The 23631-nt window shown below is 74.1% G+C and carries 24 protein-coding genes and 1 riboswitch; of the genes, 5 read left to right on the forward strand and 19 right to left on the reverse strand.

The window, feature by feature from the left end; all coding sequences use genetic code 11:
- Nucleotides 1-9: 9 nt before the first annotated feature.
- The 5 genes from ACZ7MY_RS20020 to ACZ7MY_RS20040 form a co-directional block, all read right to left on the reverse strand.
- Nucleotides 10-1299: a bifunctional 3,4-dihydroxy-2-butanone-4-phosphate synthase/GTP cyclohydrolase II gene (locus tag ACZ7MY_RS20020; protein WP_499603311.1), complete on the reverse strand. Its 1290-nt coding sequence runs from the start codon at nucleotides 1297-1299 to the stop codon at nucleotides 10-12.
- Entirely contained in the window at nucleotides 1296-1949 is a 654-nt protein-coding gene (locus ACZ7MY_RS20025) for a nicotinamide mononucleotide transporter family protein (protein WP_499603312.1), read from the reverse strand. Before ACZ7MY_RS20025 ends, ACZ7MY_RS20020 begins: the two co-directional genes overlap by 4 nt.
- Nucleotides 1946-2566: a riboflavin synthase gene (locus ACZ7MY_RS20030; protein WP_499603313.1), complete on the reverse strand. Its 621-nt coding sequence runs from the start codon at nucleotides 2564-2566 to the stop codon at nucleotides 1946-1948. Before ACZ7MY_RS20030 ends, ACZ7MY_RS20025 begins: the two co-directional genes overlap by 4 nt.
- 1 nt (nucleotide 2567) lies before the next feature.
- Nucleotides 2568-3659, reverse strand: a complete 1092-nt coding sequence (ribD, locus tag ACZ7MY_RS20035) for a bifunctional diaminohydroxyphosphoribosylaminopyrimidine deaminase/5-amino-6-(5-phosphoribosylamino)uracil reductase RibD (protein WP_499603314.1) — start codon at nucleotides 3657-3659, stop codon at nucleotides 2568-2570.
- Between the two features lie 171 nt (nucleotides 3660-3830).
- A riboswitch (FMN riboswitch) is annotated at nucleotides 3831-3961 on the reverse strand.
- 269 nt (nucleotides 3962-4230) lie between these two features.
- Entirely contained in the window at nucleotides 4231-5436 is a 1206-nt protein-coding gene (locus tag ACZ7MY_RS20040; protein WP_499603315.1) for an ROK family transcriptional regulator, read from the reverse strand.
- Between the two features lie 168 nt (nucleotides 5437-5604).
- On the opposite strand from ACZ7MY_RS20040, the gene ACZ7MY_RS20045 reads away from it, so the two are divergent.
- The 3 genes from ACZ7MY_RS20045 (at nucleotide 5605) to ACZ7MY_RS20055 (ending at nucleotide 8554) form a co-directional block, all read left to right on the forward strand.
- Nucleotides 5605-6831: an MFS transporter gene (locus ACZ7MY_RS20045; protein ID WP_499603316.1), complete on the forward strand. Its 1227-nt coding sequence runs from the start codon at nucleotides 5605-5607 to the stop codon at nucleotides 6829-6831.
- A 10-nt stretch (nucleotides 6832-6841) separates the two neighbouring features.
- Nucleotides 6842-7387 (forward strand): GNAT family N-acetyltransferase, encoded by a 546-nt coding sequence (locus ACZ7MY_RS20050; RefSeq protein ID WP_499603317.1) that lies wholly within the window; start codon nucleotides 6842-6844, stop codon nucleotides 7385-7387.
- A 477-nt stretch (nucleotides 7388-7864) separates the two neighbouring features.
- Complete coding sequence (locus tag ACZ7MY_RS20055; protein ID WP_499603318.1) at nucleotides 7865-8554, forward strand: DUF5995 family protein; 690 nt, start codon at nucleotides 7865-7867, stop codon at nucleotides 8552-8554.
- Nucleotides 8555-8564: 10 nt separating this feature from the next.
- Here the strand turns inward: ACZ7MY_RS20055 and ACZ7MY_RS20060 are convergent, their stop codons facing one another.
- The 10 genes from ACZ7MY_RS20060 to ACZ7MY_RS20105 form a co-directional block, all read right to left on the reverse strand.
- Entirely contained in the window at nucleotides 8565-10271 is a 1707-nt protein-coding gene (locus ACZ7MY_RS20060; protein ID WP_499603319.1) for a flavin monoamine oxidase family protein, read from the reverse strand.
- Between the two features lie 55 nt (nucleotides 10272-10326).
- Nucleotides 10327-11127 carry a carbon-nitrogen hydrolase family protein gene (locus tag ACZ7MY_RS20065; RefSeq protein ID WP_499603320.1) on the reverse strand — a complete coding sequence of 267 codons (801 nt, stop codon included), beginning with the start codon at nucleotides 11125-11127 and terminating at the stop codon, nucleotides 10327-10329.
- A 185-nt stretch (nucleotides 11128-11312) separates the two neighbouring features.
- Entirely contained in the window at nucleotides 11313-11777 is a 465-nt protein-coding gene (locus ACZ7MY_RS20070; RefSeq protein WP_499603321.1) for an Lrp/AsnC family transcriptional regulator, read from the reverse strand.
- A 193-nt stretch (nucleotides 11778-11970) separates the two neighbouring features.
- The gene (locus ACZ7MY_RS20075) at nucleotides 11971-13419 is read right to left on the reverse strand and encodes a GuaB1 family IMP dehydrogenase-related protein (protein WP_499603322.1); all 1449 of its coding nucleotides are present in this window, start codon (nucleotides 13417-13419) and stop codon (nucleotides 11971-11973) included.
- Nucleotides 13420-13465: 46 nt separating this feature from the next.
- Nucleotides 13466-13783 carry a barstar family protein gene (locus ACZ7MY_RS20080; RefSeq protein ID WP_499603323.1) on the reverse strand — a complete coding sequence of 106 codons (318 nt, stop codon included), beginning with the start codon at nucleotides 13781-13783 and terminating at the stop codon, nucleotides 13466-13468.
- Nucleotides 13780-14166, reverse strand: coding sequence for a guanyl-specific ribonuclease (locus ACZ7MY_RS20085; protein ID WP_499603324.1), 387 nt, complete (start codon nucleotides 14164-14166; stop codon nucleotides 13780-13782). The genes ACZ7MY_RS20080 and ACZ7MY_RS20085 overlap by 4 nt, the downstream gene beginning before the upstream one ends.
- A gap of 55 nt (nucleotides 14167-14221) precedes the next feature.
- Nucleotides 14222-15265 (reverse strand): sugar-binding transcriptional regulator, encoded by a 1044-nt coding sequence (locus ACZ7MY_RS20090; protein ID WP_499603325.1) that lies wholly within the window; start codon nucleotides 15263-15265, stop codon nucleotides 14222-14224.
- 99 nt (nucleotides 15266-15364) lie between these two features.
- The gene (gene rpe, locus ACZ7MY_RS20095; RefSeq protein WP_499603326.1) at nucleotides 15365-16030 is read right to left on the reverse strand and encodes a ribulose-phosphate 3-epimerase; all 666 of its coding nucleotides are present in this window, start codon (nucleotides 16028-16030) and stop codon (nucleotides 15365-15367) included.
- A gap of 139 nt (nucleotides 16031-16169) precedes the next feature.
- Nucleotides 16170-16244: a 50S ribosomal protein bL37 gene (locus ACZ7MY_RS20100; RefSeq protein WP_373297613.1), complete on the reverse strand. Its 75-nt coding sequence runs from the start codon at nucleotides 16242-16244 to the stop codon at nucleotides 16170-16172.
- Nucleotides 16245-16344: 100 nt separating this feature from the next.
- Complete coding sequence (locus ACZ7MY_RS20105) at nucleotides 16345-17601, reverse strand: FAD-binding protein (protein WP_499603327.1); 1257 nt, start codon at nucleotides 17599-17601, stop codon at nucleotides 16345-16347.
- Between the two features lie 404 nt (nucleotides 17602-18005).
- Between ACZ7MY_RS20105 and ACZ7MY_RS20110 the strand changes: the two genes are divergently transcribed.
- The gene (locus ACZ7MY_RS20110) at nucleotides 18006-19157 is read left to right on the forward strand and encodes a glycoside hydrolase family 19 protein (protein WP_499603329.1); all 1152 of its coding nucleotides are present in this window, start codon (nucleotides 18006-18008) and stop codon (nucleotides 19155-19157) included.
- A gap of 64 nt (nucleotides 19158-19221) precedes the next feature.
- Here the strand turns inward: ACZ7MY_RS20110 and ACZ7MY_RS20115 are convergent, their stop codons facing one another.
- From ACZ7MY_RS20115 to def, 3 genes are all read right to left on the reverse strand, one after another.
- Complete coding sequence (locus ACZ7MY_RS20115; protein ID WP_499603330.1) at nucleotides 19222-20718, reverse strand: RsmB/NOP family class I SAM-dependent RNA methyltransferase; 1497 nt, start codon at nucleotides 20716-20718, stop codon at nucleotides 19222-19224.
- A gap of 78 nt (nucleotides 20719-20796) precedes the next feature.
- Nucleotides 20797-21729 carry a methionyl-tRNA formyltransferase gene (gene fmt, locus ACZ7MY_RS20120; RefSeq protein ID WP_499603331.1) on the reverse strand — a complete coding sequence of 311 codons (933 nt, stop codon included), beginning with the start codon at nucleotides 21727-21729 and terminating at the stop codon, nucleotides 20797-20799.
- Between the two features lie 32 nt (nucleotides 21730-21761).
- Nucleotides 21762-22307, reverse strand: a complete 546-nt coding sequence (gene def / locus ACZ7MY_RS20125; RefSeq protein WP_499603332.1) for a peptide deformylase — start codon at nucleotides 22305-22307, stop codon at nucleotides 21762-21764.
- A gap of 187 nt (nucleotides 22308-22494) precedes the next feature.
- On the opposite strand from def, the gene ACZ7MY_RS20130 reads away from it, so the two are divergent.
- Nucleotides 22495-23001: a hypothetical protein gene (locus ACZ7MY_RS20130; RefSeq protein WP_499603333.1), complete on the forward strand. Its 507-nt coding sequence runs from the start codon at nucleotides 22495-22497 to the stop codon at nucleotides 22999-23001.
- Between the two features lie 141 nt (nucleotides 23002-23142).
- Here ACZ7MY_RS20130 and ACZ7MY_RS20135 read toward each other — a convergent pair whose 3' ends face one another.
- Complete coding sequence (locus ACZ7MY_RS20135) at nucleotides 23143-23610, reverse strand: GNAT family N-acetyltransferase (RefSeq protein ID WP_499603334.1); 468 nt, start codon at nucleotides 23608-23610, stop codon at nucleotides 23143-23145.
- Nucleotides 23611-23631: the final 21 nt, after the last annotated feature.

Raw genomic sequence — 23631 nt, forward strand, 5'->3', positions numbered from 1 at the left:
GTCCGGGGCCTACTGGCCGGCGCAGGCACCGGTGGGGGCCGGGTCCAGCCAGGGCAGGTCGTGGCCCATGCGGTCCCGCTTGGTGCGCAGGTACCGCAGGTTGTGCTCGCCGGCCGCGATCGGCATGGCGACGCGTTCGACGACCTTGAGGCCGTGCCGCTCGAGGGCGTCGGTCTTCTCGGGGTTGTTGGTCATCAGGCGCAGGGAGCGCACGCCGAGGTCGTCGAGCATCTGGGCGGCGGCGCCGTAGTCGCGGGCGTCAGCGGGCAGTCCGAGTTCCAGGTTGGCGTCGAGGGTGTCCCGGCCCCGCTCCTGCAGTTCGTACGCCCGCAGCTTGGACATCAGGCCGATGCCCCGGCCCTCGTGGCCGCGGAGGTAGACCACGACGCCCCGGCCCTCGGAGGCCACCTTCTCGAGTGAGGCCTGGAGCTGGGGGCCGCAGTCGCAGCGCAGCGAGTGGAAGACGTCGCCGGTGAGGCACTCGGAGTGGACGCGGACGAGGACGTCCTCGCCGTCGCCGATCTCGCCCGCGGCGAGCGCGATGTGCTCGACGCCGTCGACGGTGCTGCGGTAGCCGTAGGCGCGGAAGTCGCCGAAGGCGGTGGGCAGCCGGGTCTCGGCCTCGCGGCGCACGGTCGGCTCGGAGGTGCGGCGGTGGGCGACCAGGTCCTCGATCGAGATGATGGCGAGGCCGTGCTTGCGGGCGAAGTGGACCAGTTCGGGGAGGCGGGCCATCGTGCCGTCCTCGTTGGCGATCTCCACGATGGCCGCGGCCGGGCGGAGTCCGGCGAGCCTGGCCAGGTCGACGCCCGCCTCGGTGTGGCCGTTGCGGGTCAGGACGCCACCGGACTTGGCGCGCAGCGGGAAGACGTGGCCGGGCCGGACGAAGTCGCCGGCGGTGGAGCCTCCGGAGGCCAGCAGCCGGATGGTGGTCGCCCGGTCGGCGGCGGAGATGCCGGTGGTGACGCCGTGGGCGCCGCTCGCGTCGACGGAGACGGTGAACGCGGTCTGCATCGACTCGGTGTTGGAGTCCACCATCTGCGGCAGGTCGAGCCGGTCCAGGTCGTGCTCCTCCATGGGCACGCAGATCAGACCGCGGCACTCGGTCATCATGAAGGCGACGATCTCCGGGGTGGCCTTCTCCGCCGCGATGATGAGGTCGCCCTCGTTCTCGCGGTTCTCGTCGTCCACCACGACGACGGGCCGGCCGGCCGCGATGTCGGCGATCGCACGCTCGACGGGGTCGAGGACGATCGGGGCGTCCTCCGCCACGTAGAGGGTGTGCAGTGCGGTGGTCATGCGGCCGCTCCTTCCAGGACGGGCCCGCCGTGCCGCGGGACCCGGGTCTGCTGCCACCAGGCGTACAAGCCGGCGATCACGAGAACGAAGTAGATGACGTACACGAGCGCGGAGAACTTCAGGTCGCTGCTCCAGGCGAGGGGGACGCCGACCGCGTCGACGGCGAGCCAGGCGAACCAGAACTCGACCCAGCCCCTGGCCATGGCCACCATCGCGGCGACGGTGCCGACGAAGATGTAGGCATCCGGCCACGGGTTCCAGGACAGCGACGGGTAGAGGGTGAAGAGGCCGACGACCGCGAACAGTCCGGCCGCCGTACCGGCGACCAGCAGGCCCCGCTCGCGCCAGGTGGCGAAGCGGACCCGGACCTCGCCGCCGTCCCGGACGCCGCGGCGCCACTGGAACCAGCCCCACACGGCGACGGCGATCACCAGCAGCTGCTTGCCGACGCCGCCGGTGAGCTGCGCCGACCAGTACGCGGCGACGAGCACCGCACCGGACAGCAGCTGGACCGGCCAGGCCCACACCGAGCGGCGCCACCCCAGGGCGAGACCGCCGAGGCCGAGGCCGTTGCCGACGACGTCGGTCCACTTGAAGTGCTCACCGAAGGCGGAGAAGGCGACACTGTTCAGGGTGTCGAGGGCGCTCATTCCGCCGGAGCCCCCTTCGGCGCGCCGGCCCGCTCCCCGTACAGCCGCTCGACGTACTTGGCGATCACGTCGACCTCCAGGTTCACCGGGTCGCCGGGCTGCTTGAAGCCGAGCGTGGTGAGGGCGAGGGTGGTCGGGATCAGGCTGACGGAGAAGAAGTCGGGGCCGGCCTCGACGACGGTGAGGCTGATGCCGTCGACCGTGATCGAGCCCTTCTCGACGACGTAGCGGGAGAGCTCCGCCGGGAGCGAGATCCGCACGATCTCCCAGTGCTCGGCGGGGGTCCGCGAGATCACCGCGCCGGTGCCGTCCACGTGGCCCTGCACGAGGTGACCGCCGAGGCGGCCGCCCAGCGCCATGGGGCGCTCCAGGTTGACCCGGCTGCCGGCCTCCAGCGCGCCGAGGCTGGAGCGCTTGAGGGTCTCGGCCATCACGTCGGCGGTGAACTCGCCGTCCGCGGTGTCGACGACGGTGAGGCACACCCCGTTGACCGCGATCGAGTCGCCGTGCTTGGCGCCCTCGGTGACGACCGGACCCCGCAGACGGAAGCGGGAGGCGTCGCCCAGGTCCTCGACGGCGACGACGTCGCCCAGCTCTTCGACGATTCCGGTGAACACGTCAGTTCTCCTCAGTGCGGCTCGGGTAGGCAGTAATACGCAGGTCGGGGCCGATGCGTTCGATCTCGGCGACGTCGAGCCGCAACGCGTGCGCGATGGTGGTGATTCCCGCGTCCCCCAGGGCGGCCGGTCCGGCTCCCAGGAGGGCCGGTGCGAGGTAGCCGACGACCTTGTCGACGGCCCCGGCGGCGACGAAGGCGCCGGCGAGGGTGGGGCCGCCCTCCAGCAGCACGGAGCGGACGCCGCGGCCGTACAGCTCGGCGAGCAGCGCGGGGACGTCGACGCCGCTGCCGGTGCGGGGCAGCCGGGCCACGTCGACGCCCGGCAGGTGCGCGGTGTCGGTGTCCTCGGCGACCGCGACCAGGGTCGGGGCGGTGCCGTCCAGCACCCGGGCGTCGGGGGTGATCTTGGCGTTGGTGTCGACGACCACCCGCAGGGGCTGGGTGAAGGTGCCGGCCACCCCGCGCACGGCCAGGTGGGGGTCGTCGGCGCGCAGGGTGCCCGAGCCGACGACGACGGCGTCGGACTCGGCGCGCAGCCGGTGCACGTCGGCGCGGGAGGCGGCGGAGCTGATCCAGCGGCTGGTGCCGTCGGCGGCGGCGATGCGCCCGTCGAGGGTGCTCGCGTACTTCCACAGCACGAAGGGCCGCTGCTCGCGGGTGGCGGTCAGCCACACCTCGTTGCCGCGAGCGGCCTCGGCCTCCAGCAGCCCGCTCTCCACGTCGATCCCGGCGGCGGCCAGGGTGGCGCCGCCTCCGGTCGCCGTGGGGGTGGGGTCCGCGACCGCGTAGACGACGCGGGAGACGCCGGCCGCGATGAGGGCCTGGGCGCAGGGGCCGGTGCGACCGGTGTGGTTGCAGGGTTCGAGGGTGACGACGGCGGTGCCGCCGCGGGCCGCGTCGCCGGCTGCGCGCAGGGCGTGGACCTCCGCGTGGGGGCCGCCGGCCTGCTGGTGCCAGCCCTCGCCGGCGATCTCGCCGTGGGCGTCGAGGATCACGGCGCCGACGACGGGGTTGGGGCTCGTCGAGCCCAGGCCACGGGCGGCGAGCTCCATGGCCCGGCGCATCGCGTCGGCTTCACCGGGTGTTGCCACCGGGTCCTCCTGCCTCATCGGGCACGGACTCCGGGGCTGTGCGGAACACAGAGCGGACATCGGGCTCGGGGACCACCGCGCGGTACGGGGCGGCGCCCGTCCGTGTCACCCGTTGTCCGGGGGGACACGCACCCACGCTGCCGCCGACGGCGGTGTACCGATGCCCGTCCGCCGCGCACTGCCTCCCATCCGGACTTTAACCGTCGGTCCAGGAATTTCACCTGGTCAACCGGCCGCTGGATGCGGACGGGTCGCGGACTGTAACCGCCGGTTCGGAGTTTCACCGACCCCGGAGTGCGCTGAACGTCACTGGTACTGCCCCACCAGTCTGCCACGAACGTTCCTTGCGGACGCAAGGGATTGTTGTGGATTGCCTCACACGGGCCGGATCGGCCGGTGCGGGCCCCGCCGCCCGTCACCGCGGACCGCGGCCAACGCGGCCCGCGGGAAGGCCCGTTGGGACCCGCGCGAGCCGCCCTCGCGCCGGGGCGTCACCCGCGCGGCCCGGGCCGCGCGCCGGCGCCCGCGAACGTGCCGCGGCGCGAGGGCGGTTGCCCGGGCGCGCCGTACGTCATCCCTCGGGGGTGAACAGGGCGTCCTGCGCGGCGTCCATCGCCGAGAGCACGGCGCCGCGCAGCACCGCGCTGCCCGCGACGGTGCCCGCCCGCACCTCGGTCGGCAGCGGGGACATCCGCGCGAGCCGTTCCTCGACCCGGGCGGCCAGGTCCTCCCCGCCCGCCCGGCCCACCTCGCCGCCCAGCACCACGCAGCCGGGGTCGAGCACGGCGGTGACGGCGGCCACCCCGATGACCACCCGGTCCGCCAGCGCGTCGAGGAGGAGTTCGCCCGGCTTCCCGCCCGCCCGGGCCGCCGTCACGACCGCCTCCGCGGCCGCGGCGTCGTCCTCGCCCGCCACCGCCATCCCGTGCGCGCGGGCCAGCGCACACACCGCCGCGCTGCCCGCCAGCGAGTGGAAACCGCCCTCGCACCCGCTGGCCGTCGGCAGTTGGAAGGTCCCCGGCACGGGCAGGAAGCCGATCTCCCCCGTGCCGCCCGAGGCGCCGCGCCGCAGGACACCGCCCAGCACCACCGCGGCGCCCACCCCGTGGCCCAGCCACAACAGGACGAAGTCCTCCCGGTCGCGCACCGAGCCCAGGCGCCGCTCTGCGACGGCCGCGAGGTTGACCTCGTTCTCCAGGAGCACCGGCAGCGAGAGCCGCCTGCGCAGTTCGGCGACGAGCGCCGAGTGCCAGGCCGGCAGCTGCCCGGTGGCCCGCAGTTCGCCGGTGGCCGGGTCGACCAAGCCGGGCGCGCCGACCGCGATCGTGTGCAGCGCGCGGGCGCCGGCGGCGTGCGCCGTACGTTCCAGCATCGCCACCGAGCGCCGCACGGTGCGCTGCGGGTCGCCGAGGGGGTCGACGGGCAGGACGGCGCTGCCGATGGCGTTCCCCAGCAGGTCGGCCACCTCGATCGCCACGCTGTGGGTGCGCACGTCGAAGGCGGCCAGGTGCGCCCGGTCGGCGACGATCCCGTACACCCGCGCGTTGGGGCCCCGCCGGTCGGCTCCCGTCTCGCCGACCACCGCGATCAGCCCGGACTCCTGCAGCCGCTCCACCAGGTCGGCGACGCTGGGACGGGACAGCCCGGTCAGCGACTTGAGCTGGGCGGCCGTCAACGGGCCCTCGCGCTGCAGCAGTTCCAGCGCCAGCCGGTCGTTGATCGCCCGGGCGGTGCGGGGTGACGCGGTACGCCCGGCGTGGGATCGGATGGCGGTCATGGACGGATCCTTCCAGAAGCCGGCGCGGGAGCAAGGGCGGGCGGGGCCGGCCCGGCCCGGCCCGGGCCGGACCGGGTGCGTGGTCCTGGCCGGAGGCAGTCTATCTTTCAGGAAGCCTGCCTGATAATTTATGCCGAGAGCCGGGGCGGGACCAGACTGGGAGGGAACATGCCGACGAAGCCGACGACCCCGACGGGGAAGACCGAGCCGCGACTGCGGCGGGCCCATCTCGCCGTCGCCGCGGTGTTCGCCGTGCACGGCGCGGTGACCGGCAGCTTCGCCACCCGGGTGCCGTGGATCCAGGAGCACGCCGGGCTCAGCGCGGGACAACTCGGCTTCGCGCTGGTCTTCGCGGCCCTCGGTGCCTCCGTCGCCATGCCGCTCGCCGCCCGCATCGCCCACCACATGGGCATGCGCAACGCGCTGCGCCTCCTGCTGGGCCTGTGGTGCGCCTCGCTCGCCCTGCCCGCCCTCTCCCCCGGACTCGGCTGGCTGTGCGGGGCGATGTTCGTCTACGGGGCCTCGGCCGGCATGGCCGACGTCGTCATGAACGCCCAGGGCGTCGAGGTCGAGGAACGCCTCGGCCGCTCGGTCATGTCCGGGCTGCACGGCATGTGGAGCGCCGGCACGCTGGTCGGTTCCCTCTTCGGCGTCCTCGCCGCCCACGCCGGACTCGACGCGCGCGTCCACCTCGGCATCGGCGCCGTCCTGCTCGTCGTGCTCGGCCAGGTGGCCTGCGGCGGGGTGCTCGACCTGCGGCCCGCCGCCACCGAGGAGGCCCCCGCGCGCTTCGCCCTGCCGCCGCGCGCGGCCCTGGTCATCGGCGCCATCGGCTTCTGCGCCGTCTTCGCCGAGGGCGCCAGCATGGACTGGAGCGCGGTCTACCTCCGCGACGTCGCCGGCGCCTCCCCCGGCGTCGCCGCCGCCTCCTACACCGCCTTCGCCTGCACCATGGCCGCCTCCCGCCTCCTGGGCGACCTCGTCGTCCGCCGCTTCGGGGCGGTCCGCACCGTACGGGCCGGCGGCCTGCTCGCCACGGTGGGCGGCGTCCTCGTCGCCACGGCGGTCAACCAGGTCACCGCCATCGCGGGCTTCGCCCTCATCGGCGTGGGCATCGCCGTCGTCGTCCCGCTGTGCTTCGCGGCGGCCGGGCGCAGCGGGCCCAACCCGAGCCAGGCCATCGCGGGCGTCGCCACGGTCACCTACACCTCCGGTCTGGTGGCACCCGCCGCCATCGGCTCCATCGCGCAGGCCAGCTCCCTGCAGATCTCCTTCGGGCTCGTCACCCTGCTCGCCGCCGGGCTCGCCGTCGGCGCGGGCGTGCTCCGCAGCGCGGGCACGGTCTCCGTGGAGCACGACCGCAAACCCGTGGCGGCCACGACCCCGCAGGCCTAGCGTGCCGCCCATGCACACGCGGATCTTCCTGGAGACCGAGCGGCTGCGGCTGCGGTACTTCACCGACACCGACGCGGACGCCGAACTGCTCGTCGCGCTCGACAGCGACCCCGAGGTCATGCGCTACCTGGGCGATGGGCGCCCCACGCCCTCCGACGTCATCCGGCACGACGTGCTGCCCCGCTTCGCGCGCTCCCAGGTCTGGGCCGCCGAGGATCGCTCCACCGGGGCGTTCGTCGGCTGGTTCGCCCTCACCCCCCGCCCCGGCGGGCCCGCCGACGACCTCGAACTCGGGTACCGCCTGCGGCGCGCCGCCTGGGGCCGCGGCTACGCCACGGAGGGCTCGCGCGCCCTGGTCCGCAAGGCCTTCACCGAGCTCGGCGCGGGGCGCGTGTACGCGGAGACGATGTTCGTCAACGCGCGGTCGCGGAGGGTGATGGAGAAGGCGGGGCTGTCGTTGGTGCGGGTCTTCCACGAGGAGTGGGAGGTGGTGTTGCCGGGGGCGGAGCAGGGGGAGGTGGAGTACGCGGTGGCGCGGGACGCGTGGGTGCGGTAAGGGTGTGGCGGGGGTCGTGATGGTGCGGCGCCGTTGTGGTTGATGTTGGATTTCTCCCCCACCCTCCCGCCCTCCCTCAGCCTTCGGCCGGGGGGACCCCCATCCGGCGCGATTGGTGCGGGCCTCGCACCTTGTGCTGGGGTCGGCGCCGCGCCGGCGCCCTCCCCCAGCCTTCGGCCGGGGGGACCCCCAGAACGCTCGCGGATTACGCCAACATCCTTGGGCACCGCGTCCGCCGCTCGTCTCCCCCAGCCTTCGGTCAGGGGGAGCACCCCGACACACCCCCTCCCGAGGCGCGGGCGCACAACGGCCGGTGGGGGGTCCGAGGGCAGCCCAGGGCACCCCGAACCACCCACTGACCGCAGGCGCAAACGACCCGCACACAACGACGGGCGGGCACACTCTGACTCACCCGATCCGGGGACCGCACGACCGCCGTGCCGTGCCCGCCGCCCGGCCTGCTGGGACGCTGTGCGCATGACGACGGCACGGCGGCCGGCCCCGGTGGGGGTTGGCCAGGTGGTGGCGCGCATGCGCGCGCTGGGCACGGCGCTCCCGCCGCGGGACGGGGTGGCGGTGTTCAACCGCGTCTACCTGTCCGTGACGGAGGAGCTGGACGGCTGCCTGACGGGCGGCGGCTTCGGGGATCCCGTCGCCGCCGCCGTGCTGGCCGCCCGCTTCGCCGAGCGCTACCTGCGGGCGGTCGACGGCGCGGCCGACCGCCGTGCCGTGCCGGCCTGCTGGCGGCCGTTGCTGCAGTTGCGGGGCCACCGCGGCATCCGCCCGGTGCAGTTCGCGCTGGCCGGGATCAACGCGCACGTGGGGCACGACCTCGCGCTCGCGGTGGTGGACACCTGCACGGCGCTGGAGTGCGAACCGCCGTCCCTGGAACGGGACTTCGACCGCGTGGGGGATCTGCTGACGTCCGTGGAGGAACGCGTCAGGGAGGAGCTGATGCCCGGTCCCGACCTACTGGATCTCGCCGACCCGCTGACCCATCTCGCGGGTTCGTGGAGCCTGGAGCGCGCGCGGGACGCGGCGTGGGCCGCGTCCCGTGTGCTGTGGTCCCTGCGCGGGCTGCCGGAGGTGCACGAGGAGTTCGCCGAGAAGCTCGACGCGGGCGTCGGGCTGGTCGGGCGCTTCCTGCTGACCCCGCTGGGTCGCTGAGGGGCGGCGGTCAGTCCTCGTCGAGCATGACCGGCGCGATCTGGTCGTAGAGGTCGCCGGGGCCCGGGTTGGTCGGGTCCGTGGTGCCGCCGAACTGGTGCATCACGCCCCACACGGCGTTGAGCGCGGTCTGCACGGCGCCCTCGGCCCAGCCGGCCGTCCAGGAGATGTCGTCGCCGGCGAGGTAGATGCCGCGCTTGTCCTCGGGGAGGGTGTCCTGCATGAAGTGGGTGAACAGGCGCCGCTGGTAGCGGTAGTGGCCGGGCAGGTTCGCCTTGAACGCGCCCATGAAGTAGGGCTCGTTCTCCCAGGACACGGTCACCGGGTTGCCGATGATGTGGCGCCGGATGTCGACCTTGGGGTAGATCTCGCCGAGCGACTTGAGCATGACCTCCATGCGCTCGGAGGCGCTGAGCGGCAGCCACTTGAGGCTGTCGTCGCACCAGGTGTACGACAGGCAGATCACGGCCGGTTCGCCGGGCCCGTTGTCGAGCAGGTAGGTGCCGCGGGTCATCCGGTCGGTGAGCGTCATGCTCATCACGTCCCGGCCGGTCTGCTCGTCCTTGTCGAGCCAGAACGGCCGGTCGACGGGCACGAAGAGCTTGCTGGACTCCATGTAGTGGGTGCGCTCGATCGCCGTCCAGTGGTCGATCGGGAAGAGCGAGTCATCGCAGTCGATCTTGCTGAGCAGCATCCAGCTCTGCGCGGTGAAGATCGCGGCGCGGTAGGTGCGGATGTCGCCGTCGGCGTCGGTGACGGTGATCCGGTTGCCCGCGGTGCGGTGCAGCCGGGTCACGGCCGGGCGGGGGGCGCCGCCGTGCAGCGACTTCAGGGACGTTCCGTGCGGCCAGTGGACGATCTTGCCCGGCTCGCGCTCCCACAGCCGCAGCGGCAGCTGCTGGCTGCCGCCGACGATGCCGCGGTGATGGTCGTCGGCCTCGGTGTAGACGACGCGCAGGATCTCCAGGATGGAGTTGGGGAAGTCGGTGTCCCAGCCGCCGGTGCCGAAGCCGACCTGGCCGAAGATCTCGCGGTGCCGGAAGGACGAGAACGCCTCGGAGTCGCAGAGGAAGCCGTAGAAGGTCTGGTTGTCGAGCTTCTCGACGAGCTTCGCCCAGATCTCGCGGATGCGCGGGACGTCGCGCTCGCGCATGGCGCGGTTCATGTCGGAGAAGTCCGCGCCCTCCTCCAGGCAGGCGTTCCAGGCGCGCGCGACGTCGCGGTAGACCTGGGGCAGGTCGTCGATGGTCTCGGCGTAGTGGGACTCGCCCTTGAGGTCGACGACGGTCGACGGGGTCTCGGGGGCGAGCGGGTTGGGGAAGGGCCTGGTCTCCAGGCCCGCCAGGTCGATGTAGTGCTGCAGGGCGGTGGAGGACGGCGGGAAGCGCATCGCGCCCATCTCGGCCGTCAGGTTCTCGTCGCAGCCCTCGAAGCCGACGGTGCGCAGCCGGCCGCCGATCCGGTCGGCCTCGTAGACGACGGGCCTCAGGCCCATCTTCATCAGCTCGTACGCGGCGACGATGCCGGACAGGCCGCCGCCGATGACCGCGACCTCGGCGCCGTGCCCGGTCGCCGGTATGGAGCCGAGGCCCGCGGGGCTCGCCAGGAAGTCGTCGTACGCGAACGGGAAGTCCGGGCCGAACATGGTGATCGGCGGGGCGGACCTCACCTCGGGGTGCTGCTCGTCGTGGACCGCGGTGGGCACCGTGGACGTCATGGCGTGGTTCTCCTGGCTGTGGAGCGGTGGGGCGGGGCGGTGTCGGGGGGCGGGATCAGCCCAGCGAGCGGTACAGCTCGGGGCGGCGGTCCTCGAGGTAGGGGGTCTCCTCGCGGACCGCGCGCAGGAGTTCCGGGTCGGCGTCGGCGACGACCAGTTCCTCGGTGGCTCCGGCCCGGGCGCGTACGGCGCCGTCGGGTCCGGCGAGGCAGCTCTGCCCCGCGAAGTCGAAGTCGCCCTCGGGACCGCAGCGGTTGGCGTAGGCGACGTGCAGCTGGCTCTCGTACGCGCGGGCGGGCACCAGGGTCTGCGGGACGAACTCGTAGGGCCGCATCAGCGCGGTGGGCACGGCGAGCAACTGGGTGCCGGCGAGGGCGTGGGCCCGCACGGTCTCCGGGAACTCGACGTCGTAGCAGATGAGGAGGCCGATCCGGACGCCGTCGAGGTCGGCCTGGACGACGGCCTCGTCGCCCGGCGTGAACCAGGTGCGCTCGAAGGCGCCGAAGAGGTGGGTCTTGCGGTAGTTGGCGAGGCGCAGGCCGTCCGGGCCGATCAGCTGGGCGGAGTTGAAGACGGCGGAGCCGTCGCGCTCGGGGTAGCCGTAGACGATGCCGAGGCCGTGCGCGGCGGCGATCCGGGCGACCCGGGCGGCGGCGGGCCCGTCGGCCGTCTCGGCGAGCTCCGGTACGGCGTCGCCGAGGGCGTAACCCGTCAGGTACATCTCGGGCGTGACGAGCAGGCGGGCTCCCGCGGCGGACGCCCGGCGCGCGGCGGCGCCGAGCGCGGCCAGGCTGTCGTCCACCGAGGAGGGGACGCCGCTCGGGCCTTGGTACAGCGCGGTGCGCAGCGGCGCCATGGAGCCTCTTTCGCCTGGTGGAAGCCGGTTTCGGGTCTGCCTCGACGGTACGATCGCGGGCCTGGCGGCGACAAGACGCGTCCGTTGCGCACCGACCGTCGATTCGTTGCGCGCCGGGGCCGGGCGGCGGCGATTCGTTGCACGGCGGCGCCGCGGCGGCCCTCCCCCCGCCGGCGTACCGGCGGTCACCCCTCCGGCTGGTCGGGCGCCCCCGAGTAGCGGCGCAGCAGCGGCGACAGCACCAGCACGGACTTGGTGCGCTCGACGAAGGGCTCGCCGGCGATCCGCTCCAGGACGCGTTCGAAGTGGCGCACGTCGGCGGCGTAGATCTGGACGACGGCGTCCGCCTCGCCGGTGACGGTGGAGGCGGAGGCCACCTCGGGGTAGCGCGACAGGCCGCGCCGGATGTCCTCGGGCGAGGTGTTGTGCCGGCAGTAGAGCTCGACGAACGCCTCGGTCTCCCAGCCCAGCGCGGAGGGCTCGACGCGGACGGTGAAGCCCGTGATGGCGCCCTCCGCCAGCAGCCGGTCGACCCGGCGCTTGACGGCGGGGGCGGAGAGCCCGACGAGGCCGCCGATGTCGGCGAAGGAGCGCCGGGCGTCCTCGGCGAGGGCGTGGACGATGCGTTCGTCGAGTTCGTTCAGTCGCACTGGGGGTGGGTCACTTCTCTTCGCGAGCGAGCGGGGGACGGCGCGTGCCGTACGCGCACCAGCCTACGAGGCGGACCGCCGCCCTTCCCGCGAGGCACTCCCCGGTGACCGCGCCGGGGCGGGGCGGCGAACCCCGCGCCGCCGGCGCCCGGGCCCCGTCCGCTTCCGCGGCCGGGGCGCCCGGGCCGGGTGCCTACTGCCAACTGGCGTGCAGCGGCTTGCCCTCGGCGTAGCCGGCGGCGCTCTGGATGCCGACGACGGCCTTGTCGGCGAACTCGGCGAGGTCGGCGGCGCCGGCGTAGGTGCAGGAGCTGCGCACCCCCGCGATGATCGAGTCGATCAGGTCCTCCACACCCGGGCGGGCCGGGTCGAGGAACATCCGCGAGGTGGAGATGCCCTCCTCGAAGAGCCCCTTGCGGGCGCGGTCGTACGCGGACTCCTCGCTGGTGCGGTTGGCCACGGCGCGGGCGGAGGCCATGCCGAAGCTCTCCTTGTAGGGCCGGCCGTCGGCGGTCTGCTGCAGGTCGCCGGGCGACTCGTAGGTCCCCGCGAACCAGGAGCCGATCATGACGTTGGACGCGCCGGCGGCGAGCGCCATGGCGACGTCGCGCGGGTGCCGGACGCCGCCGTCGGCCCAGACGTGCTTGCCGTACCGGGCGGCCTCGGCGGCGCACTCCAGGACGGCGGAGAACTGGGGCCGGCCGACGCCGGTCATCATGCGGGTGGTGCACATGGCACCCGGGCCCACACCGACCTTGACGATGTCGGCGCCGGCCTCGATCAGGTCGCGGACGCCCTCGGCGGAGACGACGTTGCCGGCCACGACGGGCACCTGCGGGTCCAGGGCTCGGACGGCCTTCACGGCCTGGATCATGCTCTCCTGGTGGCCGTGGGCGGTGTCGACCACGAGGGTGTCGACCCCCGCGTCGAGCAGCTGCTTGGCCTTGCCGGCGACGTCGCCGTTGATGCCGACGGCGGCGGCGACGCGCAGCCGCCCGCCGGCGTCGGTGGCCGGGGTGTACAGGGTGGCGCGCAGCGCCGCCTTGCGGGTGAGGATGCCGGCCAGCCTGCCGTCGGCGTCGACGGCGGGGGCGAGCTTGCGGTTGGCGTCCTCCAGGCGGTTGAAGGCCTCACGCGGGTCGATGTCCGCGGGCAGCAGCAGGAGGTCCTTGGACATCACCACGGAGACCTGGGTGAAGCGGTCCACACCGGTGAGGTCGTGCTCGGTGACGACGCCGACCGGACGGCCGTCCTCGACGACGACGGCGGCGCCGTGCGCCCGCTTGGGCAGCAGCGCGAGGGCGTCGGCGACGGTGGCGTGCGGGCCGAGCACGATCGGGGTGTCGAGCACGTGGTGCCGCTGCTTCACCCAGGTGATCACCTCGGTGACCACGTCGATCGGGATGTCCTGCGGGATGACGACCAGTCCCCCGCGCCGGGCGACGGTCTCGGCCATCCGGCGTCCCGCGATGGCGGTCATGTTGGCGACCACGAGCGGGATGGTGGTGCCGGTGCCGTCGGGGGCGGAGAGGTCGACCGCCTGGCGGGAACCCACCGCCGAGCGGCTGGGGACCATGAACACGTCGTCGTACGTCAGGTCGTACGGAGGCTTTGCATCATTGAGGAAACGCACGTACTTCATTTTTGCACGGACGGAGCCGAATCGGACACGGAGGAAACTCCGGCGATCACGAAGGGTCGTCCGTAGGTTCCTCCAAGACGACCTGGAGGGGCGGCACGGCCGGGGGGCGGAAGGCCGCCGCGTCCGCGAGGACCCGGCGCGCCGTCTGCCACTCCCCGGGTTCGGCCGCCGCGAAGTCGTGCCAGCCGCGGACGACCAGCCGCAGCCCGCCACGCTCGGAGTCGGGCAGGTCGGTGAGGCAGTCGTAGAGGGCGTCCCAGTTGCGGCCGAACCAGCCGGGGAGCCGCAGCTGCTCGGCGCAGCGCTCCATGAACGCGCTCTTGGTGGTGACCCCCTGCAGGTCCAGCACCGTCGTCGCCGTCATCTGCGGACCGCCCTGAAGGTCTTGTAGTGGTCGTCGGTGTAGTAGGCCTCCCCGCCGGCGCCGGTGACGATGCGCCGGGCGCCGCGGTCCGGTGCCCCCGGGGTCGGCACGGTGTACTCGCGGTAGTAGTTGCTCGGGCGTTTCGGCAGGATGCCCTCGAAGTTGTGGAAGACGGTGCCGTCCTTCGCGTACGGGAAGGGCCCCCCGGCGTCGATCAGCCGGAGTGTCTCGCGGGCCTCGGGAGGCAGGCTCGCGGCGGACACCGTGGGCACCGCCGCCACGGGTTCGGCGGCGGGCCGGGAGCAGCCGGTAAGGAGCAGTACGAGGCAGCCCAGCAGGGCGGCGGCGATCGCGGCGGCACGGCGGACGGGCCCGGTCGGCATGCCGCGATGCTGCCACAGCCCGCGCCGCGCGCCGCGCAGGCCACGCGCAGGAAGGCTAGACCCCGCGCTGCGCCTCGGGGTCGGCACGGTCGAGGGCGGGACGCGCCATGGGCGCGGTGGAGTCCAGCAGGTAGTCGGCGGCGGCGGTGTCCGTCACGATGCTGGTGACCAGGCCGGACCGGAGCACGGCGTCGACCGCGGCGGCCTTGCGCAGCCCGCCGGCGATGGCGAGCACCTCGGGGATGCGGCGCAGCCGGTCCGCCTCGATGGTGATGCAGCGCTCGCCCAGGTCGCGGCCGACGAGCCGGCCCTCGGCGTCGAAGAGGTGCGAGGACATCTCGGCGGCGACTCCGAGGGAGGCGTAGTGCTCGCGCTCGGCCTCGGTCAGGGCGTCGTGGACGGTGGAGATGCCGGCCGCCCAGGAGCCGATCGACACCACGGCCACGGTGACCTTGTCGAAGTAGCTCATGGCCGCCGCGATGCCGCTCTGGGCGCGCAGCGCCGCCGCGGTGGCCGGGTCGGGCAGCACCATCGGGGCGTACATGGGGTGGGCCTCGCCACCGGAGACGGCCGCGGCGGTGCGGACCGCCTCGACCGAGCCGCGGTCGGCGGTGCCCGCGTCGTACACGCCGGTGAGCTGGACGACCGTGCACGGCGGCAGCCGGTCGAGGGCGTTGGCCATGGTGATGATCGAGCGTCCCCAGGCGAGGCCGAGGACGTCGCCCTCGCTGACCAGTTCACCCAGCAGTTGCGCGGCGACCGCGCCCAGGTTCTCCGGGTCGGGGCCGTCGGTCTCGTCGGCGGGCGACTCGACGACGACGGCGTGCCGCAGTCCGTAGCGGGCCCGCAGGGCGTCCGAGCGCTCGGCGTCGAGTTCCGCGGGGACCCTGATCTCGATGCGCACCAGGTCGCGTTCGAGGGCGGTCTCCAGGACCCGGGCCACCTTGAAGCGGCTCACGCCGAACTCCTCGGCGATCTGGATCTTGGACTTTCCCTCCAAGTAGAAGCGGCGTGCCATCGCCGCCGCCTGGACCATCTCGCCGGGGCCCATGCGCACCCCGGTGCGGCCTGTGGTCACGTTCTCTCCCCAGTTGCCCATCTGATCGGCTCCGCGCTCATCCTCGCACGTACTCCGGAGTACCGGGGCACGGTGCCCACGGAGTGGTCAGTGCGCGGACGGCGCCCGGGCGGCGTGCGGTCAGTGCGCGCAGGCGGCCGCCGCCTGCTTGCGCAGCCCCCGTACCGCCTCGGCCGGGTCCTCGGCGCCGTAGACGGCGGAACCGGCGACGAAGACGTCCGCTCCCGCCTCGGCGCAGCGCTCGATGGTGGAGGCCGAGACGCCGCCGTCGACCTGCAGCCACAGGTCGAGTCCGTGCCGGTCGATCAGCTTCCTGGCCCGGCGGATCTTGGGGAGCATGATGTCGAGGAAGGCCTGGCCGCCGAAGCCCGGTTCCACGGTCATGATCAGCAGCATGTCGAGCTCGGGCAGCAGGTCCTCGTAGGGCTCGACCGGCGTGGCGGGCCTGAGGGCCATCGAGGCCCGGGCGCCCTTCGCGCGGATCTCCCGGGCCAGTCGCACCGGCGCGGCGGCCGCCTCCACGTGGAAGGTGACGGAGCCCGCGCCCGCCTCGACGTAGGCCGGGGCCCAGCGGTCCGGGTCGGCGATCATCAGATGGCAGTCGAGGGGGGTCCGCGTCGCCTTGGCGAGCGACTCCACGACCGGCACGCCGAGCGTCAGGTTGGGGACGAAGTGATTGTCCATCACGTCGACGTGGAGCCAGTCCGCGCCCTCGACGGCCCGCGCCTCCTCGGCGAGGCGCGCGAAGTCGGCGGAGAGGATACTGGGGTTGATCTGGACGGCCATGCGTCCAGTATGGCGGTGCCCGCCCCCTCCCCGCGCACCGGGCGCACGGCTGTGGACAACCACCTCGCATCCCTTACCGGCCCCGGACAGCGGTGACCGCCCGCGCCGGGCGCGGGCGGTCACGGGGGCACGGCGTGCGTCACGCGTTGGGGCGCTTGCCGTGGTTGGCGCCCTTCTTCTTCCGGGCGCGTCGCTTGTTGCCTCGCTTGGACATGATGCCCAACCCTCTCATAAGGGATGTTTCGGCCGCGGTCAGTCTATGACCGCGGCCGACGGACGGCACATCATCAGCGGTCCGGGGCGCGGACGCCGGGTCAGTCCGGGAAGTGCTCGCGCATGAAGGCGTTGCGGAAGACCCCCGCCGGGTCTTGCCGGGCCACGAGCGCCCGGAAGTCGTCGTAGCGCGGGTAGAGCCCGCGCAGCGCGGCGGGCGCCGGTGTGAAGAGCTTGCCCCAGTGCGGACGGGCGGAGAAGGGGCGCAAGGCCTCCTCGACGACCTGGACCGACCGCGCCACCGCCGCGGCGTCCGGGGTCCAGGTGAAGTGGAAGGCGACGCTGTCCCGTCCGTACGCGGGGCTGAGCCACAGGGAGTCGGCCGCCACGGTGCGGATCTCGCCGATCAGCACCTCGGACGAGAACCGCTCCCGCACCCGCCACAGGGCGTCGAACGCCGCCACGGCGTCGCTCCGGTCGACGAAGAACTCCGACTGGATCTCCTCGCCGCTGCTCGGCGTGAACTCCAGCCGGAAGTGCGGCAGCCGTGCGTACCAGGGGCCGGCGAGGCCCTGCTGCGGCGTGCAGTGCGTGCCGGGCATGCCCGGGATGGGGTGCCGCGGCCCGTCGGCGGCGGTGGCCCCGAACCACGTCCGCGGTGCGGGCTCCGCGCCGTCGGCGTCGACCCGCTCCTTCAGCCACACCTGGTCGGCGGCCCGGTCCCGCCAGCGGGTGAAGACCGACACGCTGTACCCGGCGGCCATCACGGCGTCGAAGTTCCCCCGGAACTCCTCCCCCGGCATGTCCTCGTAGACGGTCTGGCGCACGGCGAAGGCCGGGACGAGGTCGAGGGTCAGGCGGGTCACGACGCCAAGGGCGCCCAGGGCGACGACGGAGCCGTCGAAGCCGTCCTCGCCGCGCCGGACCTCGGTGAGCTCGCCGTCGGCGGTGACCATGGTCAGCCCGCGGACCGCGCCGGCCAGGCTGCGCCGCCCGGTGCCCGAGCCGTGCGTGCCGGTGGCGCACGCCCCGGCCACCGAGATGTGCGGCAGGGAGCCGAGGTTGTGCAGCGCCAGGCCCGCCTCGTCGATCGCGTGGACGATCTCGCCGAAGCGCAGCCCCGAACCGACCGTGGCGGTACGGGCGGTGCGGTCGAGGTCGATCAGCGCGGGCAGCCGCGAGGTCGAGACGTGCTCGCCGTCGGTGTCGGCGACGGTGCTGAAGGAGTGCCGGGTGCCCAGCGCGCGCACCCGCCGGGACCGGGCCACGATCTCCTGCAGCTCGGCGACGGACTCGGGGTGGTGGAGCCTTCGTGCGGTGAAGGCGACGTTGCCGCCCCAGTTGCTCTCCGCGGACATCGCGGTCGTTCCTTCCTGTCCGGCCCCGCCGCCGGCCGCCGCGCGGCGCGCGGCCTGCCGGGACGGCGGTTCGGGGCCTGCCGTTCCGGTTCGATTCTCGCCGCTGCGGCCGGGGGCGGAGGACCGGGGTGGGGCACAGGAGTGGGGCGCGGGCCCCGGCACGCCGGGCGCGACCCTTCCTTCAAGTATTGACGTGACCCCGTCACCCTGGCATGGTCTAGACCTAGCTGGGCTCAACGGGACGGTGCAGCACGGAAGTTCACGCCGCCCTGGACACGACGCACGCCGCGCCGCGCCCGTGCGTGACCTCCTCGCGACCACCCGCGCCCGCCGTGCGGAGCACCCCCACGAAGCTCCCTCCCCCCACGACCACGGCCCCGGGCCGGGTAAGGAGCGACTCACCCATGTCCACGTCCCTCGCCGGACGGCTGCCCGCAGGGCGTACCGCCCTCGGCCCGTCCGCGGTGTTCGCCGTCCTCGCGGCGCTCCTGGCCACCCTGTTCGTCGCGACGCCGACCGCCCGCGCCGCGGACGGCCAGATCAGCGGCCTGGCGGGCAAGTGCGTCGACGTCGCCGGGGCGAACAACGCCAACGGCACCGCCGTACAGCTCTACGACTGCAACGGGACCGGCGCCCAGCGCTGGTCCAACCCCGGCGACGGCACACTGCGCGCGCTCGGCAAGTGCCTCGACGTCGTCGACCGCAGCACGGCCGACGGGGCCGCGGTCCAGCTGTGGGACTGCTCCGGCAGCGCCAACCAGCAGTGGGTCGTCACCGCGGCGCGCGACATCGTCAACCCCGCCGCCAACAAGTGCCTGGACGTCCGCGGCAACACCTCCGCCAACGCCACCCGGCTGCAGATCTGGACCTGCACGGGCACCGCGAACCAGAAGTGGAACGCCCCCGCGAGCGGCGGTGGCGGCGGCACGAACCCGTCCGGATTCGTGGTCAGCGAGTCCCAGTTCAACCAGATGTTCCCGGGCCGCAACGGCTTCTACACCTACAGCGGCCTGGTCGCGGCGCTGAGTTCCTACCCCGGCTTCGCCAACTCCGGCAGCGACACCGTGAAGAAGCAGGAGGCCGCCGCCTTCCTGGCCAACGTCAGCCACGAGACGGGCGGCCTGGTGTACGTGGTCGAGCAGAACACCGCCAACTACCCGCACTACTGCGACTGGGGCCAGCCCTACGGCTGCCCGGCCGGTCAGGCCGCCTACTACGGCCGCGGCCCGATCCAGCTGAGCTGGAACTTCAACTACAAGGCCGCCGGCGACGCCCTCGGCATCGACCTGCTGGGCAACCCCTGGCGCGTGGAGCAGGACGCGGCCGTCGCCTGGCGCACGGGCCTGTGGTACTGGAACACCCAGAGCGGCCCCGGCACCATGACCCCGCACAACGCCATGGTCAACCAGGCCGGCTTCGGGCAGACCATCCGTTCCATCAACGGCTCGCTGGAGTGCGACGGCCGCAACCCGGCGCAGGTGCAGAGCCGCGTGAGCAAGTACCAGCAGTTCACGGCGATCCTCGGGGTCGGCCAGGGCGCCAACCTCTACTGCTGAACCACCGCCGCCGAACCCCGCCGCGCGGGTGCGGTCCGGACGTCCGGACCGCACCCGCGCGCGGTCATTCCCCGGTGCGGCGCAGCAGGGCGAGGTACATCGCGTCGGTGCCGTGCAGGTGGGGCCAGAGCTGGACGTCGGGGCCCTCGCCGAGGTCGGCGACCCCGGGCATCAGGGGGCGGGCGTCGACCCATTCGGCCGCGACCGCGCCCGGACGCCCGAGGACGTCCTCCACGACGGCACGGGTCTCGTCCGGGTGCGGGGAGCAGGTCGCGTAACCGACGACCCCGCCGACGCGCACCGCGCGCAGGGCGGACTCCAGCAGGCCGCGCTGCAGGGGCGCGAAGCCCGGGACGTCCTCGGCACGCCTGCGCCAGCGCGCCTCGGGGCGCCGGCGCAGGGCACCGAGACCCGTGCAGGGCACGTCGACCAGGACGCGGTCGAAGGCACCGGGACGCCAGGCGGGACGGGTGCCGTCGGCGACGATCACCTCGAACGGCCCGGGGTTGCCCGCCAGGGCGCGGGCGACGAGCCGGGCCCGGTGCGGCTGCTTCTCGGAGGCGACCAGGGCCGCCCCGCGCTCCGCGGCGAGCGCGGCAAGCAGGGCCGCCTTGCCGCCGGGACCTGCGCAGCCGTCCAGCCAGAGCCGGTCGGGGCCGTCGCCCAGCGGTGCCGCGGCCAGGGCGGCGGCGACCAGCTGGCTGCCCTCGTCCTGGACGCCGGCGCGGCCTTCGCGCACCGCCTCGATGGCCGCGGGGTCGCCGCCCTCGGCCAGCCGGACCGCCCAGGGGGACCAGCGGCCGGGGAGAGTGCTGTCCGCGGGAAGCGCGTCGGCGAGTTCCTGCGGGGTCGCGCGGCCGGGACGCGCGACCAGGGTGACCTCGGGGCGCTCGTTGTCGGCGGCGAGCAGTTCCTCCATGCCCGCCCGGCCCCCGCCGAGGGCGTCCCACAGCGCCGAGACGACCCAGCGCGGGTGCGAGTGGACGACGGCGAGGTGGTCCTCGGGGTCCTCGTCGTAGGGCGGCGCCACCTCGTCCAGCCAGGCGTCCAGGTCCCGCGCGGCGATCCGGCGCAGCACCGCGTTGACGAACTTCGCCCGCCCGTCGCCGAGGACCACACGGGCCAGCTCGACGGTGGCGGAGACGGCGGCGTGGGTGGGGATGCGGGTGCCCAGCAGCTGGTGGGTGCCGAGCGAGAGCACGTCCAGCACGGGCGGGTCGACTTCGCGCAGCGGCCGGTCGACACAGGCCGCGATCACGGCGTCGTAGGTGCCCCGGCGGCGCAGGGTGCCGTACACGAGCTCCGTGGCGAGGGCGGCGTCGCGCCGGTCGAACGCACGGCCCTTGCGCGCGGCCTCGGCCTCCGCCTCGCGCAGCAGCGCCGGCAGGACGAGGTTGGCGTACGCGTCCCGCTCGTCGACCGCCCGCAGCGCCTCGAACGCCAGGATGCGCACGGGGTCGCGCTGGGGCTTGCGGTAGGGGCGGCCGCCCTGCGGGGGCCCTCCCTGGGTGCGGCCCTGACGGGCGGCGGGACGCGGTCGGCGGCGTGACGGTTCGCTCACGTGGAAGGTGCTCCGGGAGTGTCGGTGGTACGGCGGGGCGCGGTGGCGCCCCGCTTCGAGCGTACGCGGAGGGCGTGGTCAGCCGCCGAGCCGCTCCCCGGAGGGGACGCGGACGCCGCGCGCCCAGTCGGCGGCGGGCATCGGCTTCTTGCCCTGCGGACGCACCTCGCCGAGCTCCACGGCGTGGCTGCCGGTGCCCACGTACACCGCGCGCTTGGTGACCTCCAGTTCGCCGGGCGCCAGGTCGGTGCGCTCGGGCAGCGGCGTGACGGGACCGAGCTTGAGGCGTTCGCCGCCGAACACGGTCCAGGCGCCGGGCGCGGGGGTGCAGCCGCGGACCACCCGGTCGACCCGCAGGGCCGGGGCGTTCCAGTCGACGCGGGCGTCGTCGACGGTGATCTTGGGAGCCAGGCTGACGCCCTCGGCGGGCTGCGGCCGGGCGACCAGCGTGCCGTCCTCGATGCCGTCCATGGTGGCGGCGAGCAGCTTCGCGCCGCTGTGCGAGAGCCGGGTGAGCAGGTCGCCGCTGGTGTCGCGGGGCCGGACGTCCTCGGTGACGACGCCGTACACCGGCCCGGAGTCCAGGCCCTCCTCGATGAGGAAGGTCGCGGCACCGGTCACCTCGTCGCCCGCCATGACGGCGTGCTGCACGGGGGCGGCGCCGCGCCAGGCGGGCAGCAGGGAGAAGTGCAGGTTGACCCAGCCGTGGGCGGGCACGTCGAGGGCGACGCGGGGCAGCAGCGCGCCGTAGGCGACGACCGGGCAGCAGTCGGGCGCGATCTCGCGGAGCCGGGCCAGGAAGTCCTCGTCGCGGGGCTTCGCGGGCCGCAGGACCTCGATGCCGGCCTCCTCCGCGCGCTGGGCCACCGGACTGGCGACGAGCTTGCGGCCGCGCCCGGCGGCGGCATCGGGCCGGGTGACCACGGCGACGACCTCGTGCCGGCCGGAGGCGATCAGGGCGTCGAGGGCGGGGACGGCGACCTCGGGGGTGCCGGCGAAGACGAGCCTCATGCGTGCGGGATGCCTTTCTGCGGTGCGCGGCCCTACAGTGCGCGGCCGAACGTGCTGTGCGGGGAGACGCGGACCTGGGGCACGGGCTGGCCGGCCCACTCGGCCTCGCGTATCGCCTTCATCGCGGCCTTGCGCTGCTCGCGGTCGAGGCGGTCGATGAAGATGATGCCGTCGAGGTGGTCGGTCTCGTGCTGGATGCAGCGGGCGAGCAGCTGGGTGCCCTCGACGGTCACCGGGTCGCCGTACATCGTGAAGCCCTTGGCGACGACGCCGTACGCGCGCTTGGTGTCGAAGCGCAGCCCGGGCAGGGACAGGCAACCCTCGGGGCCGTCCTGCTCCTCCTCGCTCAGGCTGAGGTCCGGGTTGACCAGATGGCCCAGCTCGCCGTCGACGTGGTACGTGAACACCCGCAGTGAGACGCCGATCTGAGGTGCCGCCAGGCCGGCGCCCGGGGCGTCCTTCATGGTCTCCTCGAGGTCCTTGACGAGGGTGCGCAGTTCCTTGTCGAAGACGGTCACGGGCTGCGCCGCCATGCGCAGCACGGGGTCGCCGAAGAGGCGGATCGGCTGGATGGACACGCTACGGCTCCGTGGTCGGACGGTGACAGGGCAACCGCACCAGTCTATGGGCCGAGGGGGTGGGGGCGCGCACCCCTGTGCACGCCCCCCGAAGGGTTCGATGCGCCCCTTATGCGTGACTCCTCGGGAGTCTGGCGCGTTGGTCAATGGAGTTTGACCCACAAGAGCCGGTTCGAGAGGCCAGTTGATGCCCGAACACGCAACTCACGACGCCCAGGCCAGGGCGAGCCTTCACCTGCTGGTGCGGGACATCGAGCGGGTCCGCCGACAGGTCGACGCGCTGCGCACCCTCACCACCCAGCTGGGCAACGTCTACCGTCCCCGGCGGGGCGGGCCGTCCGCGGGATTCGTGGTCTACGGCCGCGCCCCCGCCCCCACCGTCCGGCTCGCCCAGGAACTGCGCGACAGCGTCGAGACCCTGGTGACCGCGGCCGTCGAGTTCGACCGCTCCCTCGGCTTCAGCTGGGACGCCGTCGGCTCGGCGCTGGGCGTCACCAAGCAGGCCGTCCACCGGCGGTACGGCAACCGGCGTTCGGCCCCGGCCGGAGCCGCCGCGCCGGAGGTGCACGGCGAACCCCCCGCCCCGGCGGTCGTGCCCTCGGTGCCGGCGGCCCGGGCCGTGCCCGCGCACACCGCCCCCGCCGCCCGCGACGAGGCCGTCCCCGGCGCGGTCCCCTCCCCGCGCACGGGCTGACCCGGCGGCTCCCCGGGCACGCCCGCCCCGCCGCCCGCCACGCCGACAGGACGGCCGCCGGGGCGGGCGCGCGTACGGGCGGACGGACGCACCGCGGTCAGGGCCGCCGGTGCGCCGCGGGCCCCGCGGACCGGGAGCCGGCTACAACTCCAGCGCCCCCACGGTCTGCCCGCCGCTGGACTCCCCCGTCGGGCGGAATCCCAGCCCCAGGTAGAAGCGTTCCGGGCCGTCCTCGCCGGGGTGCCAGGTGGTGGTGACCCGGCTGCCGCCGCGGCGGCGGACCTCATCCGCCACGGACCCGACGGCGAACCTCCCGTAGCCGCGGCCCTGTTCGCCCGCGGCAATGGAGAAGCGCCACAGACCGGAGCGAAGGTCGGCGCCGCTTCCGTCGGCCGAGAAGTCGATGTCGAAGAAGGCCATCAGGAAGCCGACGTTCCGGTCGCCGTCGACGATCAGCCGCGGCCAGGCCCGCTCCCCGTACGCGTACGCCTCCGCGAGGGACTTCACGACGGGCGCCACCAGGTGTTCCTGGTCGGGGCGGACCTTCAGCGCCATCGCGGCTTCGACGTTGTCCGGGGTGATCTCCGCCAGTCGGAGTCTGCTGGTCATACCCGAAACCCCAGGCCGGGG

The sequence above is a fragment of the Streptomyces sp. NPDC111520 genome, from assembly GCF_055635295.1.

What these genes read in the sequence shown, in the direction of transcription:
- ACZ7MY_RS20020 (WP_499603311.1), bottom strand. Translation starts at nt 1,299, where the DNA reads ATGACCACCGCACTGCACACCCTCTACGTGGCGGAGGACGCCCCGATC.
- ACZ7MY_RS20025 (WP_499603312.1), bottom strand. Translation starts at nt 1,949, where the DNA reads ATGAGCGCCCTCGACACCCTGAACAGTGTCGCCTTCTCCGCCTTCGGT.
- ACZ7MY_RS20040 (WP_499603315.1), bottom strand. Translation starts at nt 5,436, where the DNA reads ATGACCGCCATCCGATCCCACGCCGGGCGTACCGCGTCACCCCGCACC.
- ACZ7MY_RS20045 (WP_499603316.1), top strand. Translation starts at nt 5,605, where the DNA reads ATGCCGACGAAGCCGACGACCCCGACGGGGAAGACCGAGCCGCGACTG.
- ACZ7MY_RS20050 (WP_499603317.1), top strand. Translation starts at nt 6,842, where the DNA reads ATGCACACGCGGATCTTCCTGGAGACCGAGCGGCTGCGGCTGCGGTAC.
- ACZ7MY_RS20055 (WP_499603318.1), top strand. Translation starts at nt 7,865, where the DNA reads ATGACGACGGCACGGCGGCCGGCCCCGGTGGGGGTTGGCCAGGTGGTG.
- ACZ7MY_RS20060 (WP_499603319.1), bottom strand. Translation starts at nt 10,271, where the DNA reads ATGACGTCCACGGTGCCCACCGCGGTCCACGACGAGCAGCACCCCGAG.
- ACZ7MY_RS20065 (WP_499603320.1), bottom strand. Translation starts at nt 11,127, where the DNA reads ATGGCGCCGCTGCGCACCGCGCTGTACCAAGGCCCGAGCGGCGTCCCC.
- ACZ7MY_RS20075 (WP_499603322.1), bottom strand. Translation starts at nt 13,419, where the DNA reads ATGAAGTACGTGCGTTTCCTCAATGATGCAAAGCCTCCGTACGACCTG.
- ACZ7MY_RS20080 (WP_499603323.1), bottom strand. Translation starts at nt 13,783, where the DNA reads ATGACGGCGACGACGGTGCTGGACCTGCAGGGGGTCACCACCAAGAGC.
- ACZ7MY_RS20085 (WP_499603324.1), bottom strand. Translation starts at nt 14,166, where the DNA reads ATGCCGACCGGGCCCGTCCGCCGTGCCGCCGCGATCGCCGCCGCCCTG.
- ACZ7MY_RS20090 (WP_499603325.1), bottom strand. Translation starts at nt 15,265, where the DNA reads ATGGGCAACTGGGGAGAGAACGTGACCACAGGCCGCACCGGGGTGCGC.
- rpe (WP_499603326.1), bottom strand. Translation starts at nt 16,030, where the DNA reads ATGGCCGTCCAGATCAACCCCAGTATCCTCTCCGCCGACTTCGCGCGC.
- ACZ7MY_RS20105 (WP_499603327.1), bottom strand. Translation starts at nt 17,601, where the DNA reads ATGTCCGCGGAGAGCAACTGGGGCGGCAACGTCGCCTTCACCGCACGA.
- ACZ7MY_RS20110 (WP_499603329.1), top strand. Translation starts at nt 18,006, where the DNA reads ATGTCCACGTCCCTCGCCGGACGGCTGCCCGCAGGGCGTACCGCCCTC.
- fmt (WP_499603331.1), bottom strand. Translation starts at nt 21,729, where the DNA reads ATGAGGCTCGTCTTCGCCGGCACCCCCGAGGTCGCCGTCCCCGCCCTC.
- ACZ7MY_RS20130 (WP_499603333.1), top strand. Translation starts at nt 22,495, where the DNA reads ATGCCCGAACACGCAACTCACGACGCCCAGGCCAGGGCGAGCCTTCAC.
- ACZ7MY_RS20135 (WP_499603334.1), bottom strand. Translation starts at nt 23,610, where the DNA reads ATGACCAGCAGACTCCGACTGGCGGAGATCACCCCGGACAACGTCGAA.